General features: G+C 51.5%; 23 protein-coding genes. 9 read left to right on the top strand and 14 right to left on the bottom strand.

Annotated elements, in window-relative coordinates:
- Positions 1-276: 276 nt before the first annotated feature.
- The 3 genes from FDW98_RS17140 (at position 277) to galE (ending at position 3,103) form a co-directional block, all read left to right on the top strand.
- Positions 277-912 carry a carbonic anhydrase gene (locus FDW98_RS17140; protein ID WP_096756041.1) on the top strand — a complete coding sequence of 212 codons (636 nt, stop codon included), beginning with the start codon at positions 277-279 and terminating at the stop codon, positions 910-912.
- 167 nt (positions 913-1,079) lie between these two features.
- Complete coding sequence (locus FDW98_RS17135) at positions 1,080-2,018, top strand: hypothetical protein (RefSeq protein ID WP_096756040.1); 939 nt, start codon at positions 1,080-1,082, stop codon at positions 2,016-2,018.
- Between the two features lie 68 nt (positions 2,019-2,086).
- Positions 2,087-3,103: a UDP-glucose 4-epimerase GalE gene (gene galE / locus FDW98_RS17130; protein WP_096756039.1), complete on the top strand. Its 1,017-nt coding sequence runs from the start codon at positions 2,087-2,089 to the stop codon at positions 3,101-3,103.
- 46 nt (positions 3,104-3,149) lie between these two features.
- On the opposite strand, the gene FDW98_RS17125 is transcribed toward galE, so the two are convergent.
- The 13 genes from FDW98_RS17125 to tctD all read right to left on the bottom strand — a co-directional run bounded on the left by FDW98_RS17125 (position 3,150) and on the right by tctD (position 18,649).
- Positions 3,150-4,547 carry a DUF4832 domain-containing protein gene (locus tag FDW98_RS17125; protein WP_096756038.1) on the bottom strand — a complete coding sequence of 466 codons (1,398 nt, stop codon included), beginning with the start codon at positions 4,545-4,547 and terminating at the stop codon, positions 3,150-3,152.
- 30 nt (positions 4,548-4,577) lie between these two features.
- On the bottom strand, positions 4,578-4,985 hold the full coding sequence (locus FDW98_RS17120; protein WP_096756037.1) for a hypothetical protein: 408 nt from the start codon (positions 4,983-4,985) through the stop codon (positions 4,578-4,580).
- Positions 4,986-4,987: 2 nt separating this feature from the next.
- On the bottom strand, positions 4,988-6,100 hold the full coding sequence (locus FDW98_RS17115; RefSeq protein ID WP_096756036.1) for a glycosyltransferase family 4 protein: 1,113 nt from the start codon (positions 6,098-6,100) through the stop codon (positions 4,988-4,990).
- 1 nt (position 6,101) lies between these two features.
- Positions 6,102-7,313 (bottom strand): glycosyltransferase family 4 protein, encoded by a 1,212-nt coding sequence (locus FDW98_RS17110; RefSeq protein ID WP_096756035.1) that lies wholly within the window; start codon positions 7,311-7,313, stop codon positions 6,102-6,104.
- Positions 7,314-7,327: 14 nt separating this feature from the next.
- Positions 7,328-8,317 carry a glycosyltransferase gene (locus tag FDW98_RS17105; RefSeq protein WP_096756034.1) on the bottom strand — a complete coding sequence of 330 codons (990 nt, stop codon included), beginning with the start codon at positions 8,315-8,317 and terminating at the stop codon, positions 7,328-7,330.
- On the bottom strand, positions 8,310-9,692 hold the full coding sequence (locus FDW98_RS17100) for a capsular biosynthesis protein (protein WP_096756033.1): 1,383 nt from the start codon (positions 9,690-9,692) through the stop codon (positions 8,310-8,312). Before FDW98_RS17100 ends, FDW98_RS17105 begins: the two co-directional genes overlap by 8 nt.
- Complete coding sequence (locus tag FDW98_RS17095) at positions 9,689-10,900, bottom strand: capsular biosynthesis protein (protein ID WP_137398893.1); 1,212 nt, start codon at positions 10,898-10,900, stop codon at positions 9,689-9,691. Before FDW98_RS17095 ends, FDW98_RS17100 begins: the two co-directional genes overlap by 4 nt.
- The gene (locus FDW98_RS17090) at positions 10,897-13,026 is read right to left on the bottom strand and encodes a tyrosine-protein kinase domain-containing protein (protein ID WP_096759342.1); all 2,130 of its coding nucleotides are present in this window, start codon (positions 13,024-13,026) and stop codon (positions 10,897-10,899) included. Before FDW98_RS17090 ends, FDW98_RS17095 begins: the two co-directional genes overlap by 4 nt.
- A 2-nt stretch (positions 13,027-13,028) precedes the next feature.
- The gene (locus tag FDW98_RS17085) at positions 13,029-13,586 is read right to left on the bottom strand and encodes a polysaccharide biosynthesis/export family protein (RefSeq protein ID WP_096756031.1); all 558 of its coding nucleotides are present in this window, start codon (positions 13,584-13,586) and stop codon (positions 13,029-13,031) included.
- A gap of 1 nt (position 13,587) precedes the next feature.
- On the bottom strand, positions 13,588-14,874 hold the full coding sequence (locus tag FDW98_RS17080; RefSeq protein WP_096756030.1) for an outer membrane beta-barrel protein: 1,287 nt from the start codon (positions 14,872-14,874) through the stop codon (positions 13,588-13,590).
- Entirely contained in the window at positions 14,864-16,279 is a 1,416-nt protein-coding gene (locus FDW98_RS17075) for an undecaprenyl-phosphate glucose phosphotransferase (protein WP_096756029.1), read from the bottom strand. Before FDW98_RS17075 ends, FDW98_RS17080 begins: the two co-directional genes overlap by 11 nt.
- Before the next feature lie 296 nt (positions 16,280-16,575).
- Positions 16,576-17,988, bottom strand: a complete 1,413-nt coding sequence (locus FDW98_RS17070) for a sensor histidine kinase (protein WP_096756028.1) — start codon at positions 17,986-17,988, stop codon at positions 16,576-16,578.
- Positions 17,975-18,649 (bottom strand): transcriptional regulator TctD, encoded by a 675-nt coding sequence (tctD, locus tag FDW98_RS17065; protein WP_096756027.1) that lies wholly within the window; start codon positions 18,647-18,649, stop codon positions 17,975-17,977. The genes FDW98_RS17070 and tctD overlap by 14 nt, the downstream gene beginning before the upstream one ends.
- A 152-nt stretch (positions 18,650-18,801) precedes the next feature.
- Between tctD and FDW98_RS17060 the strand changes: the two genes are divergently transcribed.
- The 3 genes from FDW98_RS17060 to FDW98_RS17050 are packed head-to-tail and all read left to right on the top strand — an operon-like array spanning position 18,802 to position 21,753.
- Entirely contained in the window at positions 18,802-19,779 is a 978-nt protein-coding gene (locus FDW98_RS17060) for a tripartite tricarboxylate transporter substrate binding protein (RefSeq protein WP_096756026.1), read from the top strand.
- Positions 19,780-19,793: 14 nt separating this feature from the next.
- Entirely contained in the window at positions 19,794-20,228 is a 435-nt protein-coding gene (locus FDW98_RS17055) for a tripartite tricarboxylate transporter TctB family protein (protein ID WP_096756025.1), read from the top strand.
- A 10-nt stretch (positions 20,229-20,238) separates the two neighbouring features.
- Positions 20,239-21,753 (top strand): tripartite tricarboxylate transporter permease, encoded by a 1,515-nt coding sequence (locus FDW98_RS17050; protein WP_096756024.1) that lies wholly within the window; start codon positions 20,239-20,241, stop codon positions 21,751-21,753.
- A gap of 96 nt (positions 21,754-21,849) precedes the next feature.
- Here FDW98_RS17050 and FDW98_RS17045 read toward each other — a convergent pair whose 3' ends face one another.
- Positions 21,850-22,740, bottom strand: coding sequence for a LysR family transcriptional regulator (locus FDW98_RS17045; protein ID WP_096756023.1), 891 nt, complete (start codon positions 22,738-22,740; stop codon positions 21,850-21,852).
- A 98-nt stretch (positions 22,741-22,838) separates the two neighbouring features.
- Between FDW98_RS17045 and FDW98_RS17040 the strand changes: the two genes are divergently transcribed.
- The 3 genes from FDW98_RS17040 to lhgO all read left to right on the top strand — a co-directional run bounded on the left by FDW98_RS17040 (position 22,839) and on the right by lhgO (position 25,967).
- Positions 22,839-23,441, top strand: coding sequence for a short chain dehydrogenase (locus FDW98_RS17040; RefSeq protein ID WP_096756022.1), 603 nt, complete (start codon positions 22,839-22,841; stop codon positions 23,439-23,441).
- 260 nt (positions 23,442-23,701) lie between these two features.
- A complete protein-coding gene (gene glaH, locus FDW98_RS17035) occupies positions 23,702-24,679 on the top strand; it encodes a glutarate dioxygenase GlaH (protein WP_096756021.1) in 978 nt (325 codons plus the stop codon).
- A 19-nt stretch (positions 24,680-24,698) separates the two neighbouring features.
- Positions 24,699-25,967 (top strand): L-2-hydroxyglutarate oxidase, encoded by a 1,269-nt coding sequence (gene lhgO / locus FDW98_RS17030; RefSeq protein WP_096756020.1) that lies wholly within the window; start codon positions 24,699-24,701, stop codon positions 25,965-25,967.
- The last annotated feature ends 6 nt before the right edge of the window (positions 25,968-25,973 follow it).

Here is a 25,973-nt window from a genome sequence, read left to right as displayed (position 1 = left end):
GATCGTCTACCGGGGTGGGGTCAGTCCAAGAGGCGGCATGAACTGTCCAACTTTATGGGGTCAGTCCAATAGTTCCGATTTATGTGCAAAAAAAGCGGTCCCGGCCTTGGGTCAGAAAGATGCAGCCAGAGCAAATAAGAGTAAGGCGGTTACCGGTTCATCAGGCATAGATATGCCCTGACCGGCTATAAATACTTCCTCTTCTCTACGCGAGTGTTAAACTGGAAAGTGTGATCTTCATCATAACCTGCTTAAACAGAGAAAAGAGACACTGCTATGCAACATATCATTGAGGGTTTCCTCAACTTCCAAAAAGAGATTTTCCCTCAACGTAAGGAACTCTTTCGCAGCCTGGCCTCCAGCCAGAATCCTAAAGCACTTTTCATCTCCTGCTCAGACAGTCGTCTGGTGCCAGAACTGGTTACGCAGCAAGAGCCAGGACAGCTTTTCGTTATCCGTAACGCGGGCAATATCGTCCCTTCTTTTGGCCCGGAACCGGGCGGTGTGTCTGCCACCATCGAATACGCGGTCGTGGCGTTAGGCGTGACGGATATCGTTATCTGTGGGCACTCCAACTGTGGTGCGATGAAAGCGATTGCTGAAAGCCAGAGTCTGGATCCGATGCCTGCGGTCGCCCACTGGTTGCACTACGCCGATGCGGCGAAAGCGGTAGTCGAGAAGAAAACCTGGGATAACGCAATCGACAAAGTGAATGCCATGGTGGAAGAGAACGTTATCGCTCAACTGAATAATATTAAAACGCATCCGTCTGTCGCTGTCGGACTGCGTAATAATGCGCTGCGTCTGCACGGTTGGGTGTACGACATTGAAAGCGGTGAGATCCGTACGTTGGATAAAGACAGCAAAACGTACGTTTCACTGGCAGACAATCCGCAGGTACATTTCGAGTAAAATCTTTATCTGGAGCAAGGATGCTCTGGCAACGTCACGCCGTCCCCTCCCCCCGCCACTCGTTCCGTAAGTGGACAAAAAACGCGCTTGCGACTAGCTTTTAAACTAACCGTTAATGTTGCCGTATGGCACCCGGTGAATTGAAGCGACAAAAGGAACTCGTGCGAATGCAGGCCAAATATAAAAAAATAATAAATATGCTATTTTATCATGAGTCATGGGACATCATGATTATCAAGGATAATGGTTCGCATACCTTTCCTACTAACACGTTGGATATCCTGAAGCGTACCCCTGCGCAGCAGCTAAAAAAGAAATACACCTTTCAGGCCGATCCTTTCATCATTGAAAGAGATAACAAAGTATATATTTTTTATGAGGCATTACGTTTCCGCAATTCGAAGGGGATCCTACGCTGCCGCATACTCGATGCCGACTTAGCGGAACTCGATGATGTGAAGCTCGACGGCTTCGATTATCTAAAATGCCATTTATCCTTTCCTTTTGTATTTGAGGTCAATGGCCAGCTCTTTATGATCCCTGAGTCTTCAGAAAGAAAAGAGGTTATTTTATTTCAGTGCGTAGATTTCCCGCAACGCTGGAAGGCGATAAACGTTTTTATCTCGGACGAAGCATTAACCGATAACGTATTTTTTGCACTACACGGTACCTGTTATCTGTTCTCGACGACAATGAATAATGAGCTGATGATTCATACTGCCGAGAGCGTGAGCGGTCCGTGGCAGAAAATCACGCCCACCTTGCAGTTGAGCAACCTGCATCAGCGAGGCGCTGGGACGCCCCATAACGTCGGCAATACACTGTACTTCCTCACTCAGGAATGCACGCCTGAAACCTATGGAAAATCAATTTACATCAAAGCATTAGTTACGCTAAACGCATTTTCTTTTGATGAAAAATTGATTGCCCAGGTTAATGCCACCATCAACCAAAGCGACGGTGTACATACCTTAAACTTCACGAATAACTATCTTGTCTACGATAGTAAAATAAACACCTTTAGTTTTTTAGCGGTCCTCAAAAAAATATCTTATAAGTGCATGGTGAAATTCAGAAATTTATCTCTTACCCGACGCCACTCATAGCACTGTATTTATAGCCGTGGCCTTGGTGAGTCAACACTCTTTTTCATAAGACTTTCTCTGGAGGCTATATGGCAATACTTGTCACAGGTGGCGCAGGTTATATTGGTTCACATACCGTGTTGACGCTTCTCGAAAGAGGTGATGAAGTGGTGATCATCGATAACCTCTCAAATGCCTCACAAACATCATTACATCGGGTCGCGGAACTCACCGGAAAAGAACCGATTATTTACATTGCCGACGTTCTGGACAGAGAGGCATTAAAAACGATTTTTTCACACCATGACATTAGTGATGTCATTCATTTTGCTGGGTTAAAATCAGTTTCAGCATCCATAAAAGAACCCCTCGCGTATTATAATAACAATGTTACCGGAACGCTGGTTTTACTGAGTGAGATGCTGACTGCGGGAGCTCACAGCCTAATCTTCAGCTCTTCCGCAACGGTCTACGGAGATCCGGAAAGCGTGCCGCTCAGCGAACGATCGCGCACCGGGGGAACAACGAATCCGTATGGCACCTCTAAATTAATGGTCGAACAGATTCTGGCGGATTTTTCCCGCGCACACCCTGAGTTTCGCCTCACCTGCCTGCGCTATTTTAACCCCGTCGGTGCCCATTCCTCAGGCCGAATTGGTGAGGATCCAAATGGTATCCCCAACAACCTGGTTCCCTATATTTCTCAGGTCGCGATTGGCAAGCTTGAAACCGTGTCGGTGTTTGGCAATGACTACCCAACCCCGGATGGCACTGGGGTACGTGATTATATTCACGTGATGGATCTGGCAACCGGCCATTTAGCGGCTTTGGATTGCCAGAATAAAAGTCCAGCCTATAAGGTGATAAACCTCGGTACCGGCATCGGCTATTCGGTGATGGATCTTATTGCCGCCTTTGAAAAAGCGGCTCAACGAAAAATTAATTATCAGATTGTTGCACGAAGACCCGGGGACATTGCCGAATGTTGGTCTGACCCGTCGCTGGCGCGCGAAGTACTGGGCTGGCAGGCTACCTACACGCTTGATGACATGATGCGCGACACCTGGAACTGGCAGAAAAATAATCCTGATGGTTATCACGCTTAACCCCCATCAACAATGAGCCTGCGGGCAGGCTCATTGTTGCGAATGGCTAACGCACCGTGATCGTCGACACACGATACCATCCGCTGCTCTGCTTTCCTTCATTGGCAAAGTTAATTCTCGCGGCGCCCGACTTATCCACGATCGCCACTTCAATGGCGTATTTTCCTCTTGGTAACGCACCGGGCATAGGGAGTTGATAATTCAGCTGATGTTGACCCGGCAGCCAGCGACGAATGTCTTCCGGTGAATTCCCCTGAGCAACAACATTATTAGCATCATTAATAATACGAAATGACAGGGTGTAAGGAAGGTAAATCGGCGCAACGCCGTCATTATACCAGGTACTGATCAGCACCAGGCTGCGACCATTTTCCCATACTGACTCATGGCTCAGAGAGGCCAGACGAAAGCGATAGCCCAGCCTGGTCAGTACATCATCGACAATCGGCCGATACTCACTGGGCACCGTTCGCGATTTCAGGTTGAGGGTACTGGCATGATGCTTCACCGCCCAGTCAAAAATCCCTTGCACCTCCGCGCGCGTATAATGAAAAAGGTTCTTCCAGTCCAGCATATACGAGCAAATTTCCAGACTCACCGGCGATCGTTTCCAGGCATCGTTTAATCCCGAATAGCTGCGCTGTGCGGCCAGCAATCGTTGCGGATAATCATCTGCCATGTGATTCCAGTCATTGGAAAACACACGCAGGTCGCCCCAGCAGTCCGCGCGCCATCCAGCCCCTCGCGCCACCGCATTGGCCAGGCTTTGCCCACCACTCATCAACATAATTTTTGGCGTTACGGGAAATGCAGCAAAGTGCATAACGACGTAGCGATCTAGCTGCTCGGTGGTATATCGTTCCAGCAAGGGTTGCAGCACATCTTTCGGGAAGTTGCTGTTATGCCATTCTCCCCACGATCCCACCATGCCAATATCAACAAACGCCAGGTTCTGATTACCATCGTAGCGCTTGCCAAAAGCGTTCAGCAGACGTTGGCTGTAGGCTATAAACAGGGGATCGTCGAGATCCGGGATAAAAGTTTTATGATCGGGCGTCCATTTTCCTTTCACCCCTTTTTTAATCAGCCAGTCGGGGATCTGCGAACCGCTTTCCGGCTCCGCAAGGGCCATAAACCGCAGCCCCACGTTCATCGCGGGCCGATGCGCCGCCGCATATTTGAAGGCATCATCAACCAGCGCAAAATTGTACTGGCCTTCCACTGGCTCCAGTTCCCGCCAGTAGAAGCGTTCATATTCAAACCCGGTATTAGGGTAATCCGCCTGGCCCAGCGTTTCACCATAACCCTGATGAAAACTGGCCACCCCTATCCCGGGGTTGGTCAGCGGACCGGTTACGGCTTTGGGAGTGACGGTGGTTAATGCAGCCATGGCCGTCAGCGGAAAGAACACACTCAATAGCGCCAAACCCCATTGACTCTTCATCGCCGTAACGCCTCCACCCGTTGGTTAACGCTAGTGGTTTTTCAGGCTTAGCCACCAGTCCCAAATACCCACATGAAAATTCTGGAACACATCGATACCCAACGCGGATTTGATCATATACAGCGTCAGCAATACGCAGCAGGTAACGAACAACACAACAAACAGCAGTAACAATGCGATCAGGATATTGGATAGCGTCGATTCCCGGCGATGCCGATGACGTAAATCCCTGCCAAACAAAAAGACCAGGTAAAAACGTCTACCGAAAAAGGGAAAGCTTCTACGAATATCAACCTGGTGTCTCGATCCCAGGGTAATGGCAAGCACCGCTTTTTCGACTCCGTCTTTTTGTTCGGCGGTCAACTCCTGCGATATCTTCTCATCCAGTTGAGCATAAAATCGTTCAATGACGGGCGGTCGGTTCTGAGAGTTGGGCAAAATTAACCTATATCTTTATCAATAGCGTGATAGACGTTGACTGTTTGTCTGGCGATTTCATGCCAGTTATAGTTTTGCAAATATACACTATAGTCAACGCTATTTGCTGTCGCCCATCTCGCCATTTTCCCGGCCAGACTCGCCAGATTACCCACCTGAAAATACGCCTCTGCGGGTAACTTGACCTCCAGATTCGCCGGAATATCGCTCACCACCGCAGGCAGAGAAAATGACATTGCCTCCAGCAGTGCTATTGGCAACCCCTCATGATAGGACGGCATGACAAACAGTTTTGCCTGCGAAAACACCGCCTGAAGTTCATCGCCGCGTAAAAATCCGGTCATCACCACACCTTGCGTATCAGCGGCCTGCTGTTTGAGACGAATACTGTATTCGGTCGGGTGATCCGCATCGCCAATTAACACTAATGGCATCGTCAAACCACTTTGTTGGTAGGCTGAAATGGCATCATGCATGCCTTTTTCTTCCACGAATCGCCCCACCACCACAAGATAGTTTTTCGGCTGGAGACCATAACGCGACAGCGTCTGGTGAAGGGTATGTTCTGATAATGTTCGCGGTGCGTTCACGCCATTGTGAATTAAATGCGCATCATAGCGGCGATGCTTATTCTGGATAAGCTGATTAATAACTTCAGATATTACAATCACTTCATTGGCATATCTCACTGCCCAGCGTTCACCGAGCAATAATATTTTCTTTGCCACATACCCCCATTTCTGGCGGTCATAGTCAGGTCCATGATGGGTGAAAACGACCTTCTTGCCCAGTAACCGCAATACCGGAACCACTAATCCCGGACCAATAGCGTGGACGTGCACGATAGTCGAGTGGTCAAAACAGGTGCTGAACGCGGCTAAAACGGAATGAACAATCGCTTCCAGCGAGCGTTTTCTAGGTGCCCACAGCGCATGGGTTTCGACATTCTTATACGATGAACGGGTGTAATTCACGTACGGCGAGCGGGCGATAACACAAATATCAACATCGCATAGCCGTTTAATTTCCGGATAAAGATGTTGGCAGTGCGTTTCCACCCCACCCAATACATCAGGAATACCGCGCGTGCCAAATACCGTTATTTTTTTACGCATATTATGGCCTGCCCAACAGTTCTTTATACAGTGCCTGCAACGTTTCCATATGACCGCTGAGCGCATATTTCTCACTCAGCCGTTGACGTCCATTGATGCCCATTACCCGTGCTTTATCCGGGTCTTCGACCAGCGTATCCATCGCCTCTGCCAACGCCTGCGCATTACCCGGCGTAAATAATATCCCTTCAATACCATCGCGAATTTGTTCAGGGATCCCGCCAATACGTGAGCCAATGACCGGTTTGCCTAATGACATTGCCTCTAACACCGCCATCGAACAGTTTTCATAACATTCCGAAGGCAGGATCACCGCCCGGGCATGTTTAATCAGTTGGTCCAGGGCTTCCCCTTGTTGTACATAGCCTAAAAACTCCACGTCCGGATATTGGGCAATCAAATCATCATGTAACGGGCCATGACCGACAATTTTCAGCGGCGCCGGGTTACGCATTTTCTGGTGAGCGGCCAGCAACGTAGCCACCCCTTTTTCATGGCTCAGGCGGCCAAAGTACAGCATATAACCTTCATCGCCAGTCATCTCCACGGGTCGGCTGTCATCTACGCCATTGACGATGACATCGATACGTGAATGCGGCAGCACACGTAGCAAAATGCCGCGTAAAAATGCGCTGGGGGACACGATCACATCCAGCGCCTGATAATTTTGTGCAATGTATTGCCAGCTAGCCTCTAAAGAGAGCAGTAAACTCCTGGCGGCAGACCCTTCCTGACAGCGGTATCTGAAAGCATTGAAGACGGTCCCGGTAATACAGGCATCGCACACTTTCCCGTCGCGTAGCATAGAGTATGAAGGGCAGACAATTTTATAGTCGTGGGCGGTCAGCACCGTTTTACAGCCAAAATTGCGCGCGACTTTAATTAACGCTGGCGTTAGCTGATGATAGATATTATGAAAGTGAACGATATCCGGGCGTTCTTTTTGCAGCAAGACCTGCATTTTTCGACAGGCTTCGGCGTTATGAATAAAGTTAACCGCCGTTTTAATACCGCCTAACAGGTTACTGTCTGTATGGTAATCAACATTTTTGACAAAAAAATCCGCATACTCCGAGGGGAAATTTTTCTCATGCTGCATCGAAAAATCAATCACCTGCACGCCGGCCTTTTTCAGCATCTCGCGTTCCTGAAAATAAACCGTTTCCGCCCCGCCCTTTATAAAGAAAAACTTGTTAACCAATAAAATTTTCATTACATCCGCTCTTTTTATTGTTGAATGATTTTACTGTTGGGCGGCGTCAGCGGATCGCGCACAGGATGAAGACACCCTTTCAGCAATCCCACGGAACGGACAATCATATTAATGACGCTTTGAACCCCATCGCTGAGAGAACGATTTTGCACAATTTTCCACAGTGTGAACGCCAGTAATGGCAGCAACACCAGGGTAATAATGCTGCCGTTGACGGTGACCAGTGCGGCAAGCAAGATCAACAGATACAGCGCAAATACCGCCTCATTTTTGACCATCTTGAGGGCGCGGATGAAATACGGTGTTCCAAAACTACAGCGCAACAGCTCTCCCGGCGCCTGGTAATAGCCGCTCAACCACCGATGCTTCAACATCTTGAGGGTCGGCAGGGTGTGTGACGTATGGCTAAAATAAGGGATATCCAGACGACGCAGTTTGTAGCCGGCATCGGTTAATCGCAGCCCCAGCTCGGCCTCTTCATAGGCGTGCAAATTCCGGTTGGTCAGATAGCCAATCTTTTCAATCGCCGCGCGACGATACAGCCCACCGCCGCCTAAATGGTCACAATCGCCCACGGGATAGATCTGGTTAATGCGCTGTTTACGGGATTTGAACTCATAGTTCACGGCATCATCCATTTCGACGGTTCCCGCCACGCCGGCATACTCTTCATGCGCCTGTAAAAAGGCGACGGCCCGATCGACAAATCCCTCTTCCAGCTCCATATCGCCGTCCATCAGCAGCAGATATTCGCCTTCACTATAAAGGTAACCCAACTGGTGTCCGACACCGCAGCAGCGATCGCCCGGCTCCGTTAATGACACCACCGTCACCCCTTTATTCACCGCCAGTTGCTGGGTGCTATCTGTCGACAGGCTATCAGCCACAATAATTTTATGCGGATATCCCACCAGCTGTCGGCGAATGCTGTCGATGGTTTTCTCAATGCCTTTCGCTTCGTTGAGCGTTTTAATACTCACCGAGATAAACGGGATATTATCCATACCCTCCTCCTGCGCTGCGAAGAACGGTGCGACGAATCACTAAGCTTGAACCGAGAGATAAATAAAACAGGAACTGTAGCATCGGCGTTATCATCAGGATTTGGCTATAAGGTAAGCTCACTAAACACGCGATCGCAAAAGCGTTATACGCTGGCGCAAAGCTCAACAGTTGCAGATCCTGCGCGTCCAGTTGTTCAAGCGCCAGTACCGGTTTCGGCTGACACACTTTTAGAATATAAATAAACAGACCGATAAACAGCAGCGTGCCAATCACGCCAATTTCCCACAGCAGCATACTCAGCGACGTGGAGTCCAGGATCAGGTTATAAACAATATTCAAAAACCCAGGTGATACCGAACTTCCGCTGTTCGTCGCATTCAAGCCGTAGCCAAATAGCGTACCGGACAGTCCCCACAGATCGTTATTTTTAAGCCAGAACAGAAACGTCGTGAAGCGGCCCAGTTCACCGGTCGACATGATGTAGTTGGGATCAAAGATATAGCTGAGTGAATCGATAAAAACGCTAAAGGCGCTTTTGGCCGGATCGCCGCCAAAAGCAGACGAATAGTACCAGGCCAGAATCATCACCGACAGGCCGATGAGTACCAGCATGCCAATAACAATCAGCAATAACGTTTTGAGATTGATTTTACTGACGTCTTTAACATAGCTCGGCGAAATCCACACCCAGGCCAGGAACAGCGGTGAAAGCAGGATGACAAATTTCACTTCACCAATAATACACAGCCCAAACCCAAGAATAATATGCAGCGCCATCGATTTAAACGTCGTCAGCCCGTGTTTATATTCCGAGAGCTTAAGCAACATAATCAGCAGGCAAAATAACCCCATTGCCGCCGTATTTCCGCCGCCCATTGGGTCGCCACCGAAGGTCCCGACCACCGAGTCCCATTTTTCCTCTTCGCCGCGCTGCGCCACGCGCTGGGGAACCACCAGTAATACCTGATAAATCATCACCGGGACCTGCGCGTAAAACACCCAATACAAATAGCGTGTTGCCCGATAAATCTGTGATTCCCGGCAGAATCCCAGCAGTAAACAGATCATCACCAGCGACAGTGCTATCTCGTTTTTAAAGGCCACAATCGCGACGGTTACCCCGCCCTGCAGCAGGGTTGAAGCCCCTGCCAGCAGCAGAAAAGAGAAATACAGCGCAAGAATAATGGTCTCCTGGGCATCCAGATGCAGCGGGCTCTCACGCGTTTGCATCACCATTAATCCGACCATGAGCAGCGTCAGGAAAAACGGGATCCACAGCACCGACTGCATACCGGTAAAATATTGCACCAGTCCACACAGGATCAGCGTGATAAAGGTATAGGCCTGTAAATAATATCCGGTATTCAGGGTCATAATATCACCGGCTTGTCTTTCAGCAGATTGGCGCGCTGGTTCATTTTGAAATAAATAAACCCATAGCGAATAAATGTCAGCGCAGAGAACAAGATGACTGACGTGGCATAGTCTTTATAAAAATAGGGCACCACCACAAAAGCGACTAACACAATCGCCAGCTGTTCGAGCTGAATACGCAAAAAATAGCGATGGGAGCCAAAAATAAGTTCAATTACCGTGAGTGGGCTGATTGCCAGTGCCGGGAACAAATAGGGCAGCATATAGCGGGATGTCTCAATAGAGTTAATCCAGTCCTCGCTAAACCCCAACCGCATCACGATGGGATAGAAAATAAACACCCCGAGCGTACAAACCACCCCAAGCACTAACAGCAGCAAACGCACCTTTGTATATTCCTGATAATTAAAGGTGTTATTTCTGAAATCAATAGACCACTTGGAGAAAATGGTATTGCGCACCGCATTGCCGATGATCACCACCGGTGCCAGACAGAACCGACTGACGACGGAAAAATAGCCCGCCGTCAGCGCCGAGAACCAGAAGTTAATCAGCATAATCGGTAAGTTGCTGCTGGCCATCGCCAGTACCTCAGCGCTGCCGACCTTGCTGATGTGATGAATGTTTTGCTTAAAGAATCGCCAGTTATTCAATGGATGCAGATGCCCGGACGTCACCGAGCGGATATCAAACGAATGCAAAATACAGCTCGATATCAGCAGGATCATCGCGCACGCCCACGACCAGTAAAAGGTCTGTACCTGATGCGTGAGCAGTACCGAGAGCACCACCACCACCGAAACCGAAATACGCTGAAAAATCAGAAAATAAAAATTGGCCGTGCGCAGCGATAAGTTTTCTGAGATTAACGCCCACGCCGTAGAGAGTGTCAATAAATAGAGAAACAGGATATTCTGGTGAAACAACCACGCAGTCAGTACGGCGTAGGGCAACGCAATCAGCGTGCTTTGCAGCAGGCAAAACACTACATTTTGCGCGAGACTGTCGTCCTGCTGCTTAGGAATTAACAGCTGTGAGGCAAAGGTGCAAACCTGCGCCCCCACCACGGCAATACTGTAGTTGAGCGCATAAAGCCCAACTTCGGCCATGTCATACTTATGTGAGATCAACCAGATAGACAGCGCACCAATCAACTGCGAGATGATTGATGAGCCAGCTATCGTGGATGCGCTCTTCAGTAGACTCATACGCGGCCTGGTGTCGTCAACACTTGGTCAGTGCTGAAGTTCAGTGAACGCAGCCCTTCTTGCGTTTCGAGGTTTTTTTCTTCCACCCCGTTCAACACCGCGCCAATCACCACGCCCTGATTATCCTCAATCTTATCCAGCGCGCTGGCGATCGTCTGTGCCGTCCCCACACCGGCTTTCACGATGAAAATAACCCCGTCGGCAGCGCGCTTAATCAGCTGAATATCCTGGCTCTGATTCACGGCGGCCACATCAATAATAATGCGCTGATAGCGCGACTTCAGCTCGCACATCAAAGGTTCTACATTTTCCGACGATAGCATCAGTAAAGAGGAGATGGTGGACTTACCACGCGGGATAAAATCAAGATTCTCATGTATCGTAATCCGCGCGTTCTCCAGCACGATTTCGCCCCGTAGCAGCTCCGCCATGCCCGCAGATGCCGGTGTGGCGAGTTCATTCGTCAGGCCATCATTATTAAAGAAGTCTGCATCAATGAGCAGCGTTTTCTGATCGAAACTAAAGGAGCTTGCCAGCAAATTGGCTAGCAGGGAACGCCCTTCACCGTGCCCGGCAGACGCCACCGCAACCGTCTGTAATGGCCGGCTATCCAGCATTATCCGGGTACGGATACCGTGAATAATGTCGGCATTCAGCGGGTTCTTCAAAATCATATCCCGTACCTGCGCGCGCCCGGTTATCCCGCTAAACCGGCGGATTTCACCCAGCGGGATGACGTTAAGGCGTTGACTCATACGGCTCAGGGTGCGAATGGAATTGTCCATTGCCGCTTTGACGATGAAGTACATGATGCTAAACACCACCGCCATCAGGACCACCATCACCAACAGCAATGACTTATTCGGTTTTACCGGTTTTAACGGTGGCACCGCTGGATCGTACAGCACGGCATCTGCATTGACACCGGACAACGACAGTTCCTGAGTGCGCTGATACAGCGATTTATACAGGTCTTCCATTTTGTCTAACGACAGCTTCTGGCTGTTATAGCCATCTCGTTTGGACGCCATTTGCTGGAAGATATCTTTCTGCTGCGCCACCTGCTGCTGATAATTCTTTTCATCCGCCAGCGCGGCCAGATATTGCTGACGTAAGCCAACTTTCAGTTCGCCCAGCACCCGCCCGGTTTGACTTTGGATCGACTGAACGTCGGCTTCCGCTTTTAAAATCGTCGCGTGTTTCGGCCCATACAGTTTTCGCTGTTCCGACAGCGCGCGCTGCGCCTGAATCAACGCGATACGTAAGTCCTGAATCTGGGCGTGGTCAGAAACAGAGGGCAAAGAAATGATGCTCTCAAGGGTTCTCCCCCGGCCATTCACTTCGTTATAGACCGACTCCGCCGCGACCCGACGCTGAGTCGCATCGGCCAGACGGTTAGTCACAATACTAAGCTGCTCGGTTTCAAAACCATCGATACCGCGAAAGGTCAGCAACCCGGCATTTTTCAGGTAGCCATCCATCGTCTCTTTTTGCTTCACGATCGCAGCCTGTAGCTCTGCCATCTTTTCCGCATTCAGTGCCTTCGCGTCCTCCACTTTCTGCCGTTTTTGCTCAACCGTATAGTTGATGAAAGCCTGCGCGACGCCGTTGGCTATCTCAGCCGATTGCTGTGCTGAAGGTGACTCATAGGAAATAGAGGCCAGATTGGTCGTGCGAATGCCGATGACTTTCAGATGTTGTGATAAGGTCTTCAGCGCCTGGTCGACTCTCTGTTGTTGATTATCCCCGCTATTAGCCCCCGCTGCGGCCAGGTTATTGCCAGTAAAATCGGGATTTTCATCCAACTTCAGATCGCGTACCGCCTGCTCGAGGATAATGCGTGACTGCATCAGCGCATATTGCGTTTCGTAATATCCGCTACGCGTTGAATCAAAACCATCCACCTGTGGAAACGGCGAAACGTTATCGGCTTGTGCCTTAATCAGCACCGTCGCCGTCGAGACATACTTTGCTGACATCATGCTGATCAAGGGATACGCCACCACTCCGGCGATAATTCCGGTCAGCGCAATTTTCCAGGCGTTCTTTTTAAGTTCTTTGGCAAAGCGGGAGAGTTCGACTGCATTTTCTCGCTTTTTGCCGTTTTCCACTATAGAGAGTTTCATCATTAGAAGAACCCCATGCCAATGATCACAACGTCACCTGGACGCACCGAGTGCGTTAAATCCACATTCTCCAGCAGCTGATGACTGCCCGCCTGGCGAATATTGATATCTTTACGGTCAGCGCGATCGGTAAATCCGCCCGCCTGAGCGATCGCTTTCTCCACGGTAAGCCCCGGCTCATAGGCGAAAGCATTAGGGCTTTTCACTTCGCCTGATACGTAGTATTTACGGAATTCAGCGACGCTAACCGTCACCATGGGATTAACCATATATCCATTACGCAAGCGTTGCGTTAATTCCGCAGTCACCTGGTCTGGCGTTTTCTCTTTTAATGCGAGCGTGCCAATATAAGGGAAATTGATGGTTCCGCTTTTATCGACGATAAATTTCATGGTCATCTCGGGTTCGCCGTAAACCACAATATTGACCGTATCCCCCGCACCAAGACGGTAATCCTCTGCGCTTGCCGCAGGGTCGTCCGTTAATGGTGGCCTGGACGTTGCGCATCCGACCAACAGGATACTGAATAGAAAAAACGCGCACAGTTCTATTATTTTCATTTTAGATCTGAACCTTAGCTGTAAGCATAATCATAGAATTATCATAACCTAGCGTTCTGATGACTTCCTGATTGTCGTTGGGACCGATATAAAACGAGTCAGTATCCTTATTAGAATTCAATGTATCTAACTGATATTTAATTGCAAAATTCACTGATGGCGTGTAGTCATAGCTCATAGTTACGCTAAATACACCCCTTTTATCATGGCGATCCTTGTTCTGTTTTTTATAGTCCTCCATGGTGTATGCATAGTCTAGGAGGGTAGAAAAGCGATTGCCCAACCAAAAATGCTGGTAAGAAATCCCATATTCAGTAACTAAAATATAGCCCCCAACTTCCGACGGATCTTTAATACTTTGCGACGAGCGCGCGGTGAAAACAGACTGCTGTAACGGTTTCCACTCCCCTTTTATATCCCAGTTTAGACCATTAAAATCATGCGAGTTTGGATCGTTTTCAAATGTTTTGTACAACCATGAAATATTCATGTCGACATTCGTTTTACCCGTCAACTGCGATTTCAGGCCGTAAAGCAAATAGTATTCATTACTGTCTTTTTCTGAATTACTATCGTAATGGCGCTGATTAGTAATAAAGCTATAGCGAAAACGTGTTCTCGACGTGTACTGGTCAAATATCTCCGCAACCAGGCTATTCTCATGCCATTCCTGCTGCTGAATGTAAGTGTAAAAATCTTCACTGGTATCCTGAACATCCGAGGTATTACCGAAAGTCAGCTTTTTGTATAACAACGCCAGTTCCGCTTTACCGCGCCCATCCAGCGCGCCGTAGCTGTAGCGCAGTTCACTGTTGATAAAATTGGTCGTCAGTGGAGATTTAATCCCATACTGGCGAAACTGGCTTGGCAAAAAACCCTCAGTAATATCGCGACCACGATCTTCATGCCCAAGCGAATCTTCCAGATTCAGGGTTAGGCCGTGCATTTGTCCGTAACGCCAGGCACCGTTAAAACGGAAAAAATGATCGTTGTAGTTATCCGCAGAATCGCTGGAGTAGTGGCGATAATCCCCCGAATACATCAGCAAATACGTATCCTGACCGCGCTCGCCGATCATACTCAGCACGGGCGCAGCACTCTGAAAGGCGGAACCTTTCGCATCGCGGTTATGTGGCTGATATGTCACGTTATCATCATAACCATAATCCACAGCAACCTTGCCCTGGAAGTCGATCCCCGCAAAGCCAATGTGTGATTTCGGTGTCAGATCAGCCCATGCGGACTGCGATATCACGATCCCGATAATAACGAGTATTTTAGTATGCATTCTTACCGACAAATCCTTTGAAAATAGTTTTAATAATAATTTTTATATCCAACCATAATGACCAGTTTTGAATATATTCAATGTCATACTGGACACGTTTTTCCATCTTATAGAGCGCATCGATTTCCCCACGAAACCCGTTAATCTGCGCGAGACCGGTGATCCCTGGCTTCACTTTATGGCGGATCATGTAATTTTCGACCTGCTTACGGTACTGCTCGTTATGCGTAACCGCATGCGGTCTGGGACCGACAATCGACATACTGCCCTGCAACACATTAATAAATTGCGGCAGTTCATCGAGCGAGGTGCGACGTAAAAAACTACCGAATTTCGTCACCCGTGGATCGTTCTTCGTAGCCTGAATAACGGTGTCAGAATTCTCCATCACCCGCATTGAGCGAAACTTCCAGACCTTAATTTTTTGCCCACTCAGACCATAGCGGTCTTGTTTGAAAAATACCGGGCCGCGCGAGGTGAGTTTGATCCCAATGGCGATGGCTAACATCAGTGAGGAGATCATCACCATGATGAGACTCCCGAGGACCAGATCTTCAGCCCGCTTAATAAACGATCCTGCACCTTCAAACGGCGAGCTAAAAATACCGATGGTTTGCAGGTTGTGGATCGAGCGCAGCTTGGACATATTGTTACTGTAGGTATAAAAGTCAGGCACAATATAGGTATCGACCGTGGTATCAGACATCATCGCCAAAAAATGACGAATGCGCTGTAACGCCACCATCGGTAGCGCAATATAGATCTCATCTATATTCCCATTTTTAGCTTCTTCAACTAAATTTATGACCGAACCGCGAAAGGGGCTTTTTATTTTATCAACCACATCGCCACAACGTTCTGGACTGCGCTCATCATAAAACGCCAGGTCTAATTTGATGTTGGCATATTCCGTAGTCAACGCATTTTCCGCCGCCAGACCATTCTCGGTCAGGCCAATAACGGCAACGCGCACATATTTTTTTGTTGAATATTTAAAAAGAAAAAAACGAATAGAATAGAGAAAAGGCAGTGGAATAAAATACCAGTAGAGGATGGCAGAGCAAAAAGGAGGTGCCAGAGGCTCGAGGTACCCCAGTGACTCAGGTTCAGCTACCGTCATGCTCAGCAGTTCGTTAAAAAAAATAGCCAGCAGCGTGCACGAAATCAGCCGTTTCTGATTACGCAAACCAATGGTTTTTATCTTTTGCTGATACATTTTAGTGTATTCAGCAAACAACAAAAACATCAGCGAGAAGATCACACTGAGGATAACAATCGTCGAAAACGGCACGATGCCTAGCAGATGCGCGCTAAAAATTAACGTAATATTGATAACAAGGAAATCGACCAGTTTTAAAAAGACTGGATATCCTTGACTGCTAATCTTTAGCGAATTCTTAAGCATATCTCAGCCTATTATCGGTTGATCTTTAATTGTTTTTTTCTCATTTCATATTGTTAATTATATCACAAGCTTAAAAAGCGCAATGCTGGACTGTCAGTAAATGTAAAAACAAACATTACAAAATGTGACAATGATCGCAAGTGAAATTTACATCATTATGATTTTATTGATTATTAAAATTTATAACATTTATTTTTAATGATTAGAAAAGATGAACATCTGCGAAAAATATATTATTGACAGATAATCATTCGTCGACTAACAAAATAGGTTATGCCTGATTATTTTTAGCTGCTTTAACCCGCGACGCATAAAAACCGCACCCGCACGCTTAGCCCTCCCAGAGTTTCACTGCGCGACAGTTGTGGGTGCGTGCGGTGCAGGCGAGCAATATCATTGACCAGCGCCAGCCCAATCCCCGCCCCAGGAACATTGTCCACATTATCCAGGCGATGAAACGGTAACAGCGCCTGATGCACCCGATCGTCATCAATACCGGGGCCACTGTCTTCAACCACCAGCACCACGCTTTCTCCCTCGCGCAGCAGGCGGGCGGTGACCATTCCCTGTGCAGGCGTGTATTTCAGCGCATTATCCAGCAGATTTCCGCACAGTTCGCCGAGCAAAACATCATCCCCTTCAATCCACACCGCCTCTTGTTCCCCTTCATAGCCGAGATCGATGGCTTTGCTGCGCGCCTGCGCCAGGCGGGTAAAACAGCTGGTTTGCACCACCTCAAACAGATTGACCGGTGAAAAGTGTCTTTCTCCCTGCTCTTTGCGCTTCACGGCAGAAAGCTGTAACAGCCTCTCGGTCAATTGAATGGTGCTGTCGAGGGTAGTGCTCATAGCCTGTAAACTCTCATACCACTGCTGCGGTTGTGGGCTAGCAAGGGCTACCGCAGCCTGCGTTTTTAGCACCGCCAGCGGGGTTTTTAGCTGATGAGAAGCATCTGCGCTGAAGCGCTCCTGGCGCGATATCAGTGCGCGTAGCCGGTCAATGTAGCGATTGAAGGCCACGATAAGCAGACGAGTTTCCGACCACGGCAGCAGTTCCGGCAGTGGCGTCAGCAGCCCCGGCTCGCGGCGTACCATCAGTGATGACAGCTGGCGCATCGGGCGTAATACTCGTCGCAGCAGCCAGCCGACCAGCACCAGCGTCAGCAGTACCAGCAGCCCCTGGGATACCCAGGATGAGAACAGCAGCTGTCGCGCCAGATAGCGTCGTGATTGCAGCGTTTCGGCGACATAAATCTCCGCCATACCGACAATCCCGCCTTCATTCACCGGCTGGAGCAGGCGTGCCACGCGAATAGCCTCCCCGCGATATTCAGTATGATAAAACCACGCCAGCGCCGGGTATAGCCGGGTGCGCGAGGTGGAAGGCGGCATCGCCGGCAAATCGTCATAGCCGGAAATGACCTTCCCCGTTGGATCCACCACTTTGTAGTACAGCCGATCGTTCATGTTCAGCTCAAAGCTGTCCAGTACCACCCACGGTACGTTGACTTCCAGGCGTTTATTGCGCACCACCAGCCGCTCGGATACCGTTCTCGCCGATGAGAGCAGCGTCCGGTCATACGCCTGAGTCGCCGCCTGCAGGGCACTGACATAGCTGTTAAACGCCGACAGCCCCCACAGCAGTAGCAGCGGTAAGCCAAGGAACATCAGCAGTTGCAGATACAGCGACTGCGGCTTAACCCACTTCATCACTGCGCTCCAGCACATAGCCCAGGCCGCGCAGGGTCGCGATACGCACGTCGCTGCCGTTCAGTTTTTTACGCAAACGGTGGATGTAAAGTTCAATACTTTCGGGGCTGACCTCATCGCTCAGGCTGAAGACCTGTTCAAACAACTGCTGGCGCGAGACCGGACGCAACCGTCGGTACATCAGCACCGTCAGCAGCGCCTGTTCGCGCGGCGTCAGCGCCAGCGGTTGTCCCTGCAGCAGAAAATAACCCTCATCATGAAACGCCAGCTCACCAAGTTGCTGTATACCCTGCACTTGCCCCGCGCTACGCCGCAGCAGCGCCCGCAGCCTGGCATCCAGCTCTTCAATCTCAAACGGTTTTGCCAGGTAATCATCCGCACCGGCGTTAAGCCCCTTTACCCGATCCGCCACCGCGCTACGTGCTGTCAGCAGCAAAACGGGAAGTGTTTGCCCGCGCTTACGTAGCCGCTGAACCACCTCAAGACCGTCCAGCCCAGGCATATTGATGTCCAGCACCGCCAGCGCATAGGTTTCACTGTGTAACAGGTGATCGGCCGCCAGACCATCAAACACGCAGTCAACGGCAAAACCGTTTTGCACCAGCGCTTTCTCCAGCCAGTGAGCGAGCTCACGGTTATCTTCCGCTAATAAGAGACGCATATCACATCCTGTAAAGTTTCTGCCGCATTGAAAGGGAATTGAAAGGTTAATGTTTTAACAATCACGCAACCGAACTGCTACACATCGGCTCACATAATCACAAAAATAATCTTCCGTACCCGAAATCCGGTCATCCGGCGTGAGGATAAATAATGAAAAAACAATTACTTCGTACCCTTACTGCAAGCATGTTACTGATGAGTACCTCTGTTCTGGCGGAACAAGCGCCTTCACGCACCGAATGTATCGCCCCGGCTAAACCCGGCGGCGGTTTTGACCTCACCTGTAAACTGATTCAGGTGAGCATGATGGAAACCGGCGCCATCGAAAAACCGATGCGCGTGACCTATATGCCTGGCGGTGTCGGGGCGGTCGCCTATAACGCCATCGTCGCCCAACGCCCTGCCGAAGCAGGCACCGTGGTGGCCTTCTCCGGCGGGTCGCTGCTGAACCTGTCGCAGGGTAAATTTGGCCGTTACGGCGTCGACGATGTGCGCTGGCTGGCAAGCGTCGGTACCGACTACGGCATGATTGCCGTGCGCAACGATGCCCCATGGAAAACGCTGAAAGACCTGCTGACGGCCATGGAGAAAGATCCCAACAGCGTAGTGATTGGCGCCGGTGCCTCTATTGGCAGTCAGGACTGGATGAAGTCGGCGCTGCTGGCGCAAAAAGCCAACGTCGATCCGCATAAGATGCGTTACGTGGCGTTTGAGGGCGGCGGTGAACCGGTCACGGCGCTGATGGGCAATCACGTGCAGGTGGTCTCCGGCGATCTCAGCGAGATGGTGCCCTACCTCAACGGCGACAAAATCCGCGTCCTGGCGGTGTTCTCCGACCAACGTTTACCGGGTCAGTTAGCCAATGTGCCCACCGCCAAAGAGCAGGGATATGACCTCGTGTGGCCGATTATCCGCGGCTTCTACGTCGGCCCCAAAGTCAGCGACGCCGAGTATCAATGGTGGGTGGACGCCTTTGCCAAACTCCAGCAAACCGATGAATTTAAAAAGCAACGCGATCTTCGCGGTCTGTTTGAATTCAACATGAGTGGGCAACAACTCGACGCCTACGTGAAGAAGCAGGTCACCGATTATCGTGAGCAGGCAAAAGCCTTCGGTCTGGCTAAATAAGCGCAGGGGCAACAATGATGAGCGATCGTATTTTTGCAGGTATCTGGCTGTTGCTCTGTATAGCCGGGCTGTTCGTGGCCTGGCAAATAACCAGCGAATACAGCTATGAGCCGGTCGGCCCGCGTCCCTTTCCGCTGGGCATTATCGGCCTGATGTTGCTGTGCGCCGTGGCGTTACTCCTGCGCCACCCGGACACCATCAGCTGGCCTCGTCGCCACGTACTGCAAAAGCTGCTGACGATGGTGATTATTCTGTTTATGTACGCCTGGGGATTCGAGTGGCTGGGTTTTCCCATTGCCACCGCCATTCTCACCGTGGTGATTGGCCTGCTGTTCGGGGCCACCATCCCGGCGGCGGGTATTTCCGGGTCGGTTCTTGGCATTCTGCTGTGGTATGCCTTCGATCGGCTGCTTGACGTCACCTTACCTCTCGGCGCCTGGCTGAGTTAACGGAGAAACGATGGATACCTGGATATATCTTTCTCAGGGTTTTGCGGTGGCGATGACGCCGGAAAACCTGGTCATTGCGCTGATCGGCTGTTTTGTTGGCACCATTGTCGGGCTGTTGCCGGGGCTAGGCCCCATTAACGGCGTGGCGATCCTGCTGCCGCTGGCTTTTGCGTTGCACCTGCCCGCAGAGTCCGCGCTGATCCTGCTGGCGACCGTTTACATCGGCTGCGAATACGGCGGGCGAATCTCGTCGATTTTGCTGAACGTTCCCGGCGATGCCGCCGCTATTATGACCGCCCTCGACGGCTACCCGATGGCGCAGCAAGGACGCGGCGGCGTGGCTCTCTCTATCTCGGCGGTCAGCTCTTTCTTTGGCTCGCTGATCGCCATCGGCGGCATCATTCTGTTTGCTCCGGCACTGGCTCAATGGTCGCTGGCCTTCGGTCCGGCAGAATACTTTGCCTTAATGGTCTTCGCCATTGCTTGCCTCGGCAGCATGATGGCGCAAAACCCGCTGAAATCCTTTCTGGCAGCGCTGATCGGTCTTGGCCTTGCGACCGTCGGCGTAGACGCCAACACCGGGGTATATCGCTTCACCTTTGACAGTGTTCATCTCTCCGACGGCGTGCAGTTTATCGTGGTGGTGATTGGGCTGTTCTCTGTCTCAGAAATCCTGTTAATGCTGGAACATACCAGCAGCGGTCAGGCGCTGGTACGTAAAACCGGCCGCATGATGTTCAACGCCAAAGAAGGTGCGCAATGCGTGGGCGCGACGCTGCGCTCGTCGGTGATAGGCTTTTTTGTCGGCGTATTGCCTGGCGCCGGGGCGACCATCGCCAGCGCCATCACCTACATGACCGAGAAAAAGCTCAGCGGTAACAGCGACAGCTTCGGTAAAGGGGATATTCGCGGCGTTGCCGCACCGGAGGCGGCGAACAACGCCTCGGCCTGCGGCTCGTTTATTCCGATGCTGACGCTCGGCGTACCTGGCTCCGGCACTACGGCGGTGATGATGGGCGCGCTGACGCTATACAACATCACCCCGGGTCCGGCGATGTTTACCGAGCAACCGGACATCGTCTGGGGATTGATTGCGGCACTGCTGATTGCCAACGTGATGCTGCTGGTGATGAACATCCCGCTGATCGGTCTGTTTACCCGCATGTTGACCATCCCGCTGTGGTTTTTGGTGCCGGCCATCGCGGCGGTCTCCGCTGTCGGCGTGTACGCGGTACACAGTACGACGTTCGATCTGGTGCTGATGGTCGGGCTCGGCGTCTTCGGCTACATTTTGCGTAAAATGCACTTCCCGATGTCGCCGTTGATTTTGGGCTTTGTACTGGGCGAAATGCTGGAGCAGAACCTGCGCCGCGCGCTGTCGATCAGCAACGGCAGTATGGATATTCTGTGGGCCAGCGGCGTGGCAAAAGTCCTGCTGGCGATGGCGGTGATGGTTATCGTGATCCCACCGGTGCTGCGCCTGATCCGCAAGCGCAACCGCAAACCGCAGGTGGATATCGGCTAATAATAGGCCGGATGGGGCGCTGACGCGTCTAGTCCGGCCTACAATAGCTACCTCCCGTAGGCCGGATTAGCGCAGCGCCATCCGGCATTTTTATTTTCAGCGTAACCCCTGCGTGCCTTCCAGCATCTGCTCGACAAACTGCGTCAGTTTCGGCAAGGGGCGTAAATCCTGACGCCACAGCAGATGAATCGGTCTCGGCTGTGGCGTAAAGCCCTCCAGCACCCGAACCAGTTTGCCGCTGGCAAGCTCGTCCGCCAGCAACACTTCCGGCTGCAACAGCAACCCCGCGCCCGCCACCGCCGCCATGCGCAGACCGTGACCATCGTTACAGCGCAGGATCGCATCGCGTTTCCATCTGACTTCACCTTCCATACCCGGCAACGTCCATTCGTTACGCGCCGTCCACACCGTGTGGGACAAGCACAGATGGTCTACCAGATCTGCAGGCGTCCGGGGCGTACCGTAACGCGCCAGATAGTCCGCTGACGCGCAGATCGCCATACGGTACGGGCACAGATATTTCGCCACCACATCCGTCTGGTGAATATCACCAATGCGGATCGCCAGATCGACCCCCTCGTTCACCAAATCCACCATCCGGTTAGTCAGATCCAGTTCAATACGCACCTCGGGCCAGCGTTGTAAAAAAGCCGCGGCCAGCGGCGAAACGACACAGGCGCCAAAAGACGTGGGCGCGCTGATGCGCAGCGTCCCCGCCGGTGCCAACCGCAGTCGTTCCACCGAGCGTTCGGCTATCGACACCTGTTCCAGCACCCGCCGGGCTTCCTCAACATAGACGCGCCCGGCGTCGGTCAGACTTTGGCGACGGGTGTTGCGCTCCAGTAACCGTGTACCGAGCTGCGCTTCCAGCAGTGCGATATATTTCCCTACCATCACCGCCGACATTTCCAGCCGCGTTGCCGCCCCGGTAAAGCTGCCGCTTTCCACCACGGCGATAAACGTTTCCATGCCGCGAAGTTTATCCATATTACAAACCTCTGGTTAGTAATCATCTAACTTTTAGCCAGTTTATCCGATTTCATTTTCATTAAAGAATAGCGGCTCACACAATTGCGGAGGTGGTTATGAAAATCGTCATTATTGGTGCCAGCGGTACCGTCGGCCGCGCAGTCGCAGAAGAACTGGGTCGCAAACATGAGATTGTTCGCGTGGGCCGCACGCAGGGTGATTACCAGGTCGATATCACCTCACAGCACAGCGTGCAGGCGCTGTTTGAAAAAATCGGTCGGGTAGATGCCATCGTTTCCGCCACCGGTAGCCTGTTCTTTGGTCCCCTGTCGACCATGACTGACGGCGAGTTTAATCAGGGGTTGCAGGATAAGTTGCTAGGCCAGGTGCGGCTGGCATTGACCGGGCAGCATCACCTCAACGAGGGCGGTTCGATTACGCTGATTAGCGGCATTATCGCCCATGAGCCGATTGCGCAAGGGGCCAGCGCGGCAACGGTCAACGCCGGACTGGAAGGGTTTGTACGCGCCGCAGCCTGCGAATTAGGGCGCGGCATACGCATTAACCTGATAAGCCCCACCGTGCTGAGTGAATCCGCTGCGGCGTATGACGGTTTCTTCCCTGGCTTTGAAAGCGTCCCCGCCGCCACGGTCGCTAACGCCTATCGCCGCAGCGTCGAAGGCATTCAAACCGGTCGTATTTACAAAGTCGGCTACTGATATTGTGGCTGTCGCGGCGCTCCGCCAGCGGCAGCCTGATTAACCCTCTGTTTTAAAAGATCCTTCTCCGTATTTCCTCCCGCTCCGCGTAATTACCCTCACCTTTTATAATGTTAAATATTTGTTGTTTTTGATCACAAATAATAAACAAACAAGTTCATTCTGTGCGCGTTTTCCAAAAATGTAGATATTTTTAATTTATGGCTACGAAACGAGCAGCGCCATGTCTCCCTGACAATCTACTGAGAGGATCGATTCTGATGAACGCACTGACTGCCGTACAACCGAACGCTGAAGATCCAGCCCAGCACTACCGTGGCTTCACGCTGAAACCGTCAGCCCAGTCACCACGCCTGCTGGAGCTGACGTTTTCTGCCCAAACCGCTGAGCAATTTCTGCAGGCCGTGGCGCAATGGCCGGTGCAGGCGCTGGAATACAAATCCTTCCTGCGCTTCAAAGTAGCAAACATCCTCGACGACTTGTGCGGCAATCAGCTGCAACCGTTGCTGCTAAAAACGCTGCTGGATCGCGCCGAAGGTGCATTGCTGATCAACGCGGAAGGTGTCGATGACGTGGCGCAGGCAGAGGAGATGGTCAAACTGGCAACGGCAGTGGCGCACCTGATCGGCCGCTCCAACTTTGATGCGATGAGCGGTCAGTACTACGCGCGTTTCGTGGTGAAAAACGTCGATAACTCCGACAGCTACCTGCGCCAGCCACACCGCGTGATGGAGCTGCATAACGACGGCACCTACCTCGAAGAAATCACCGACTACGTGCTGATGATGAAAATCGATGAGCAGAACATGACCGGCGGCAATTCGCTGCTGCTGCACCTCGACGACTGGGAACATCTGGAGAACTACTTCACCCATCCGCTGGCCCGCCGCCCAATGCGTTTTGCCGCGCCGCCAAGCAAAAACGTCAGCCAGGACGTGTTTCATCCGGTGTTTGACGTCGACCAGCAGGGTCGCCCGGTAATGCGCTACATCGACCAGTTCGTCCAGCCAAAAGATTATGAAGAGGGTGTCTGGCTAAGCGCGCTCTCCGATGCGCTGGAGACCAGCAAAAGCATCCTGTCCGTTCCGGTTTCGGTCGGTAAATTCCTGCTGATCAACAACCTGTTCTGGCTGCACGGCCGCGATCGCTTTACGTCGCATCCGGACCTGCGCCGCGAACTGATGCGCCAGCGTGGTTACTTTGCCTACGCTACAAACCACTACCAGACGCATCAGTAAGCGCGAAGGAATTAAGCGGATGTATGATTTTGTGATTATTGGCGGCGGCATTATCGGCATGTCGACCGCCATGCAGCTGATTGATGTCTACCCGGACGCCAGAATTGCGCTGCTGGAAAAAGAGTCCGGTCCGGCCTGTCATCAGACGGGCCACAACAGCGGAGTGATCCATGCCGGGGTCTATTACACCCCCGGCAGCCTGAAGGCGAAGTTTTGTCTGGCCGGCAATCTCGCCACCAAAGCCTTTTGCGATCAAAACGGCATCCGCTATGACGTCTGTGGAAAGATGCTGGTCGCCACCTCAACGCTTGAAATGGAGCGTATGCGTGCCCTGTGGGATCGCACCGCCGCCAACGGTCTTGAGCGCGAATGGCTCAATGCCGAAGAACTGCACGAGCGCGAACCTAACATCACCGGGCTGGGTGGGATTTTTGTGCCATCAAGCGGGATCGTCAGCTACCGCGACGTCACCGCCGCGATGGCGAGAATTTTCCAGGCCAAAGGCGGCGAGATTGTTTACAACGCCGAAGTCAGCGGCCTGAAAGAACACGCAGCGGGCGTTATCGTACACACCCGCCAGGGCCAGGAGTATGAGGGTGCTACGCTGATTAGCTGCTCCGGGTTGATGGCTGATCGACTGGTGAAAATGCTCGGCGTTGAGCCGGGCTTTATCATCTGTCCGTTTCGCGGGGAATACTTCCGTCTGGCGCCGGAACATAACCACATCGTCAACCACCTGATCTACCCGATCCCCGATCCGGCAATGCCGTTTCTCGGCGTACATCTCACCCGCATGATCGATGGCAGCGTCACGGTCGGCCCCAACGCGGTGCTGGCGTTTAAGCGTGAAGGCTATCGTAAACGTGATATTTCTTTGAGTGACACGCTGGAAATCCTCGGCTCTTCCGGCATCCGTCGGGTGCTACAAAACAATTTACGTTCCGGCTTAAGCGAGATGAAAAACTCGCTGTGCAAAAGCGGCTACCTGCGCCGGGTACAAAAATACTGCCCGAGCCTGACGCTAAAAGACCTGCAGCCCTGGCCTGCGGGCGTGCGGGCACAGGCGGTATCGCCGGATGGCAAACTGATTGACGACTTCCTGTTTGTCACCACGCCGCGTTCGATTCACACCTGCAACGCGCCTTCTCCGGCGGCGACGTCGGCTCTCCCCATCGGGGCGCATATCGTCAGCAAAGTTCATGCGCTACTGGAAAACCAGAGCAATCCCGGACGCACGCTGCGTGCGGCACGTAGCGTGGAGACATTACACGCCGCCTTTACCCGTTAACCCTTT

This window comes from Citrobacter sp. wls711, from assembly GCF_005281055.1.
Lineage (GTDB): Bacteria > Pseudomonadota > Gammaproteobacteria > Enterobacterales > Enterobacteriaceae > Citrobacter > Citrobacter gillenii.
This window is presented reverse-complemented; position numbering and strand designations above follow the sequence as displayed.

What these genes read in the sequence shown, in the direction of transcription:
- FDW98_RS17070 (WP_096756028.1), bottom strand. Translation starts at nt 17,988, where the DNA reads ATGAAGTGGGTTAAGCCGCAGTCGCTGTATCTGCAACTGCTGATGTTC.
- FDW98_RS17090 (WP_096759342.1), bottom strand. Translation starts at nt 13,026, where the DNA reads ATGAAACTCTCTATAGTGGAAAACGGCAAAAAGCGAGAAAATGCAGTC.
- FDW98_RS17095 (WP_137398893.1), bottom strand. Translation starts at nt 10,900, where the DNA reads ATGAGTCTACTGAAGAGCGCATCCACGATAGCTGGCTCATCAATCATC.
- FDW98_RS17110 (WP_096756035.1), bottom strand. Translation starts at nt 7,313, where the DNA reads ATGAAAATTTTATTGGTTAACAAGTTTTTCTTTATAAAGGGCGGGGCG.
- FDW98_RS17050 (WP_096756024.1), top strand. Translation starts at nt 20,239, where the DNA reads ATGGATACCTGGATATATCTTTCTCAGGGTTTTGCGGTGGCGATGACG.
- FDW98_RS17115 (WP_096756036.1), bottom strand. Translation starts at nt 6,100, where the DNA reads ATGCGTAAAAAAATAACGGTATTTGGCACGCGCGGTATTCCTGATGTA.
- glaH (WP_096756021.1), top strand. Translation starts at nt 23,702, where the DNA reads ATGAACGCACTGACTGCCGTACAACCGAACGCTGAAGATCCAGCCCAG.
- FDW98_RS17085 (WP_096756031.1), bottom strand. Translation starts at nt 13,586, where the DNA reads ATGAAAATAATAGAACTGTGCGCGTTTTTTCTATTCAGTATCCTGTTG.
- FDW98_RS17060 (WP_096756026.1), top strand. Translation starts at nt 18,802, where the DNA reads ATGAAAAAACAATTACTTCGTACCCTTACTGCAAGCATGTTACTGATG.
- FDW98_RS17080 (WP_096756030.1), bottom strand. Translation starts at nt 14,874, where the DNA reads ATGCATACTAAAATACTCGTTATTATCGGGATCGTGATATCGCAGTCC.
- FDW98_RS17075 (WP_096756029.1), bottom strand. Translation starts at nt 16,279, where the DNA reads ATGCTTAAGAATTCGCTAAAGATTAGCAGTCAAGGATATCCAGTCTTT.
- galE (WP_096756039.1), top strand. Translation starts at nt 2,087, where the DNA reads ATGGCAATACTTGTCACAGGTGGCGCAGGTTATATTGGTTCACATACC.
- FDW98_RS17140 (WP_096756041.1), top strand. Translation starts at nt 277, where the DNA reads ATGCAACATATCATTGAGGGTTTCCTCAACTTCCAAAAAGAGATTTTC.
- FDW98_RS17045 (WP_096756023.1), bottom strand. Translation starts at nt 22,740, where the DNA reads ATGGATAAACTTCGCGGCATGGAAACGTTTATCGCCGTGGTGGAAAGC.
- FDW98_RS17040 (WP_096756022.1), top strand. Translation starts at nt 22,839, where the DNA reads ATGAAAATCGTCATTATTGGTGCCAGCGGTACCGTCGGCCGCGCAGTC.
- lhgO (WP_096756020.1), top strand. Translation starts at nt 24,699, where the DNA reads ATGTATGATTTTGTGATTATTGGCGGCGGCATTATCGGCATGTCGACC.
- FDW98_RS17135 (WP_096756040.1), top strand. Translation starts at nt 1,080, where the DNA reads ATGCAGGCCAAATATAAAAAAATAATAAATATGCTATTTTATCATGAG.
- tctD (WP_096756027.1), bottom strand. Translation starts at nt 18,649, where the DNA reads ATGCGTCTCTTATTAGCGGAAGATAACCGTGAGCTCGCTCACTGGCTG.
- FDW98_RS17100 (WP_096756033.1), bottom strand. Translation starts at nt 9,692, where the DNA reads ATGACCCTGAATACCGGATATTATTTACAGGCCTATACCTTTATCACG.
- FDW98_RS17055 (WP_096756025.1), top strand. Translation starts at nt 19,794, where the DNA reads ATGATGAGCGATCGTATTTTTGCAGGTATCTGGCTGTTGCTCTGTATA.
- FDW98_RS17125 (WP_096756038.1), bottom strand. Translation starts at nt 4,547, where the DNA reads ATGAAGAGTCAATGGGGTTTGGCGCTATTGAGTGTGTTCTTTCCGCTG.
- FDW98_RS17105 (WP_096756034.1), bottom strand. Translation starts at nt 8,317, where the DNA reads ATGGATAATATCCCGTTTATCTCGGTGAGTATTAAAACGCTCAACGAA.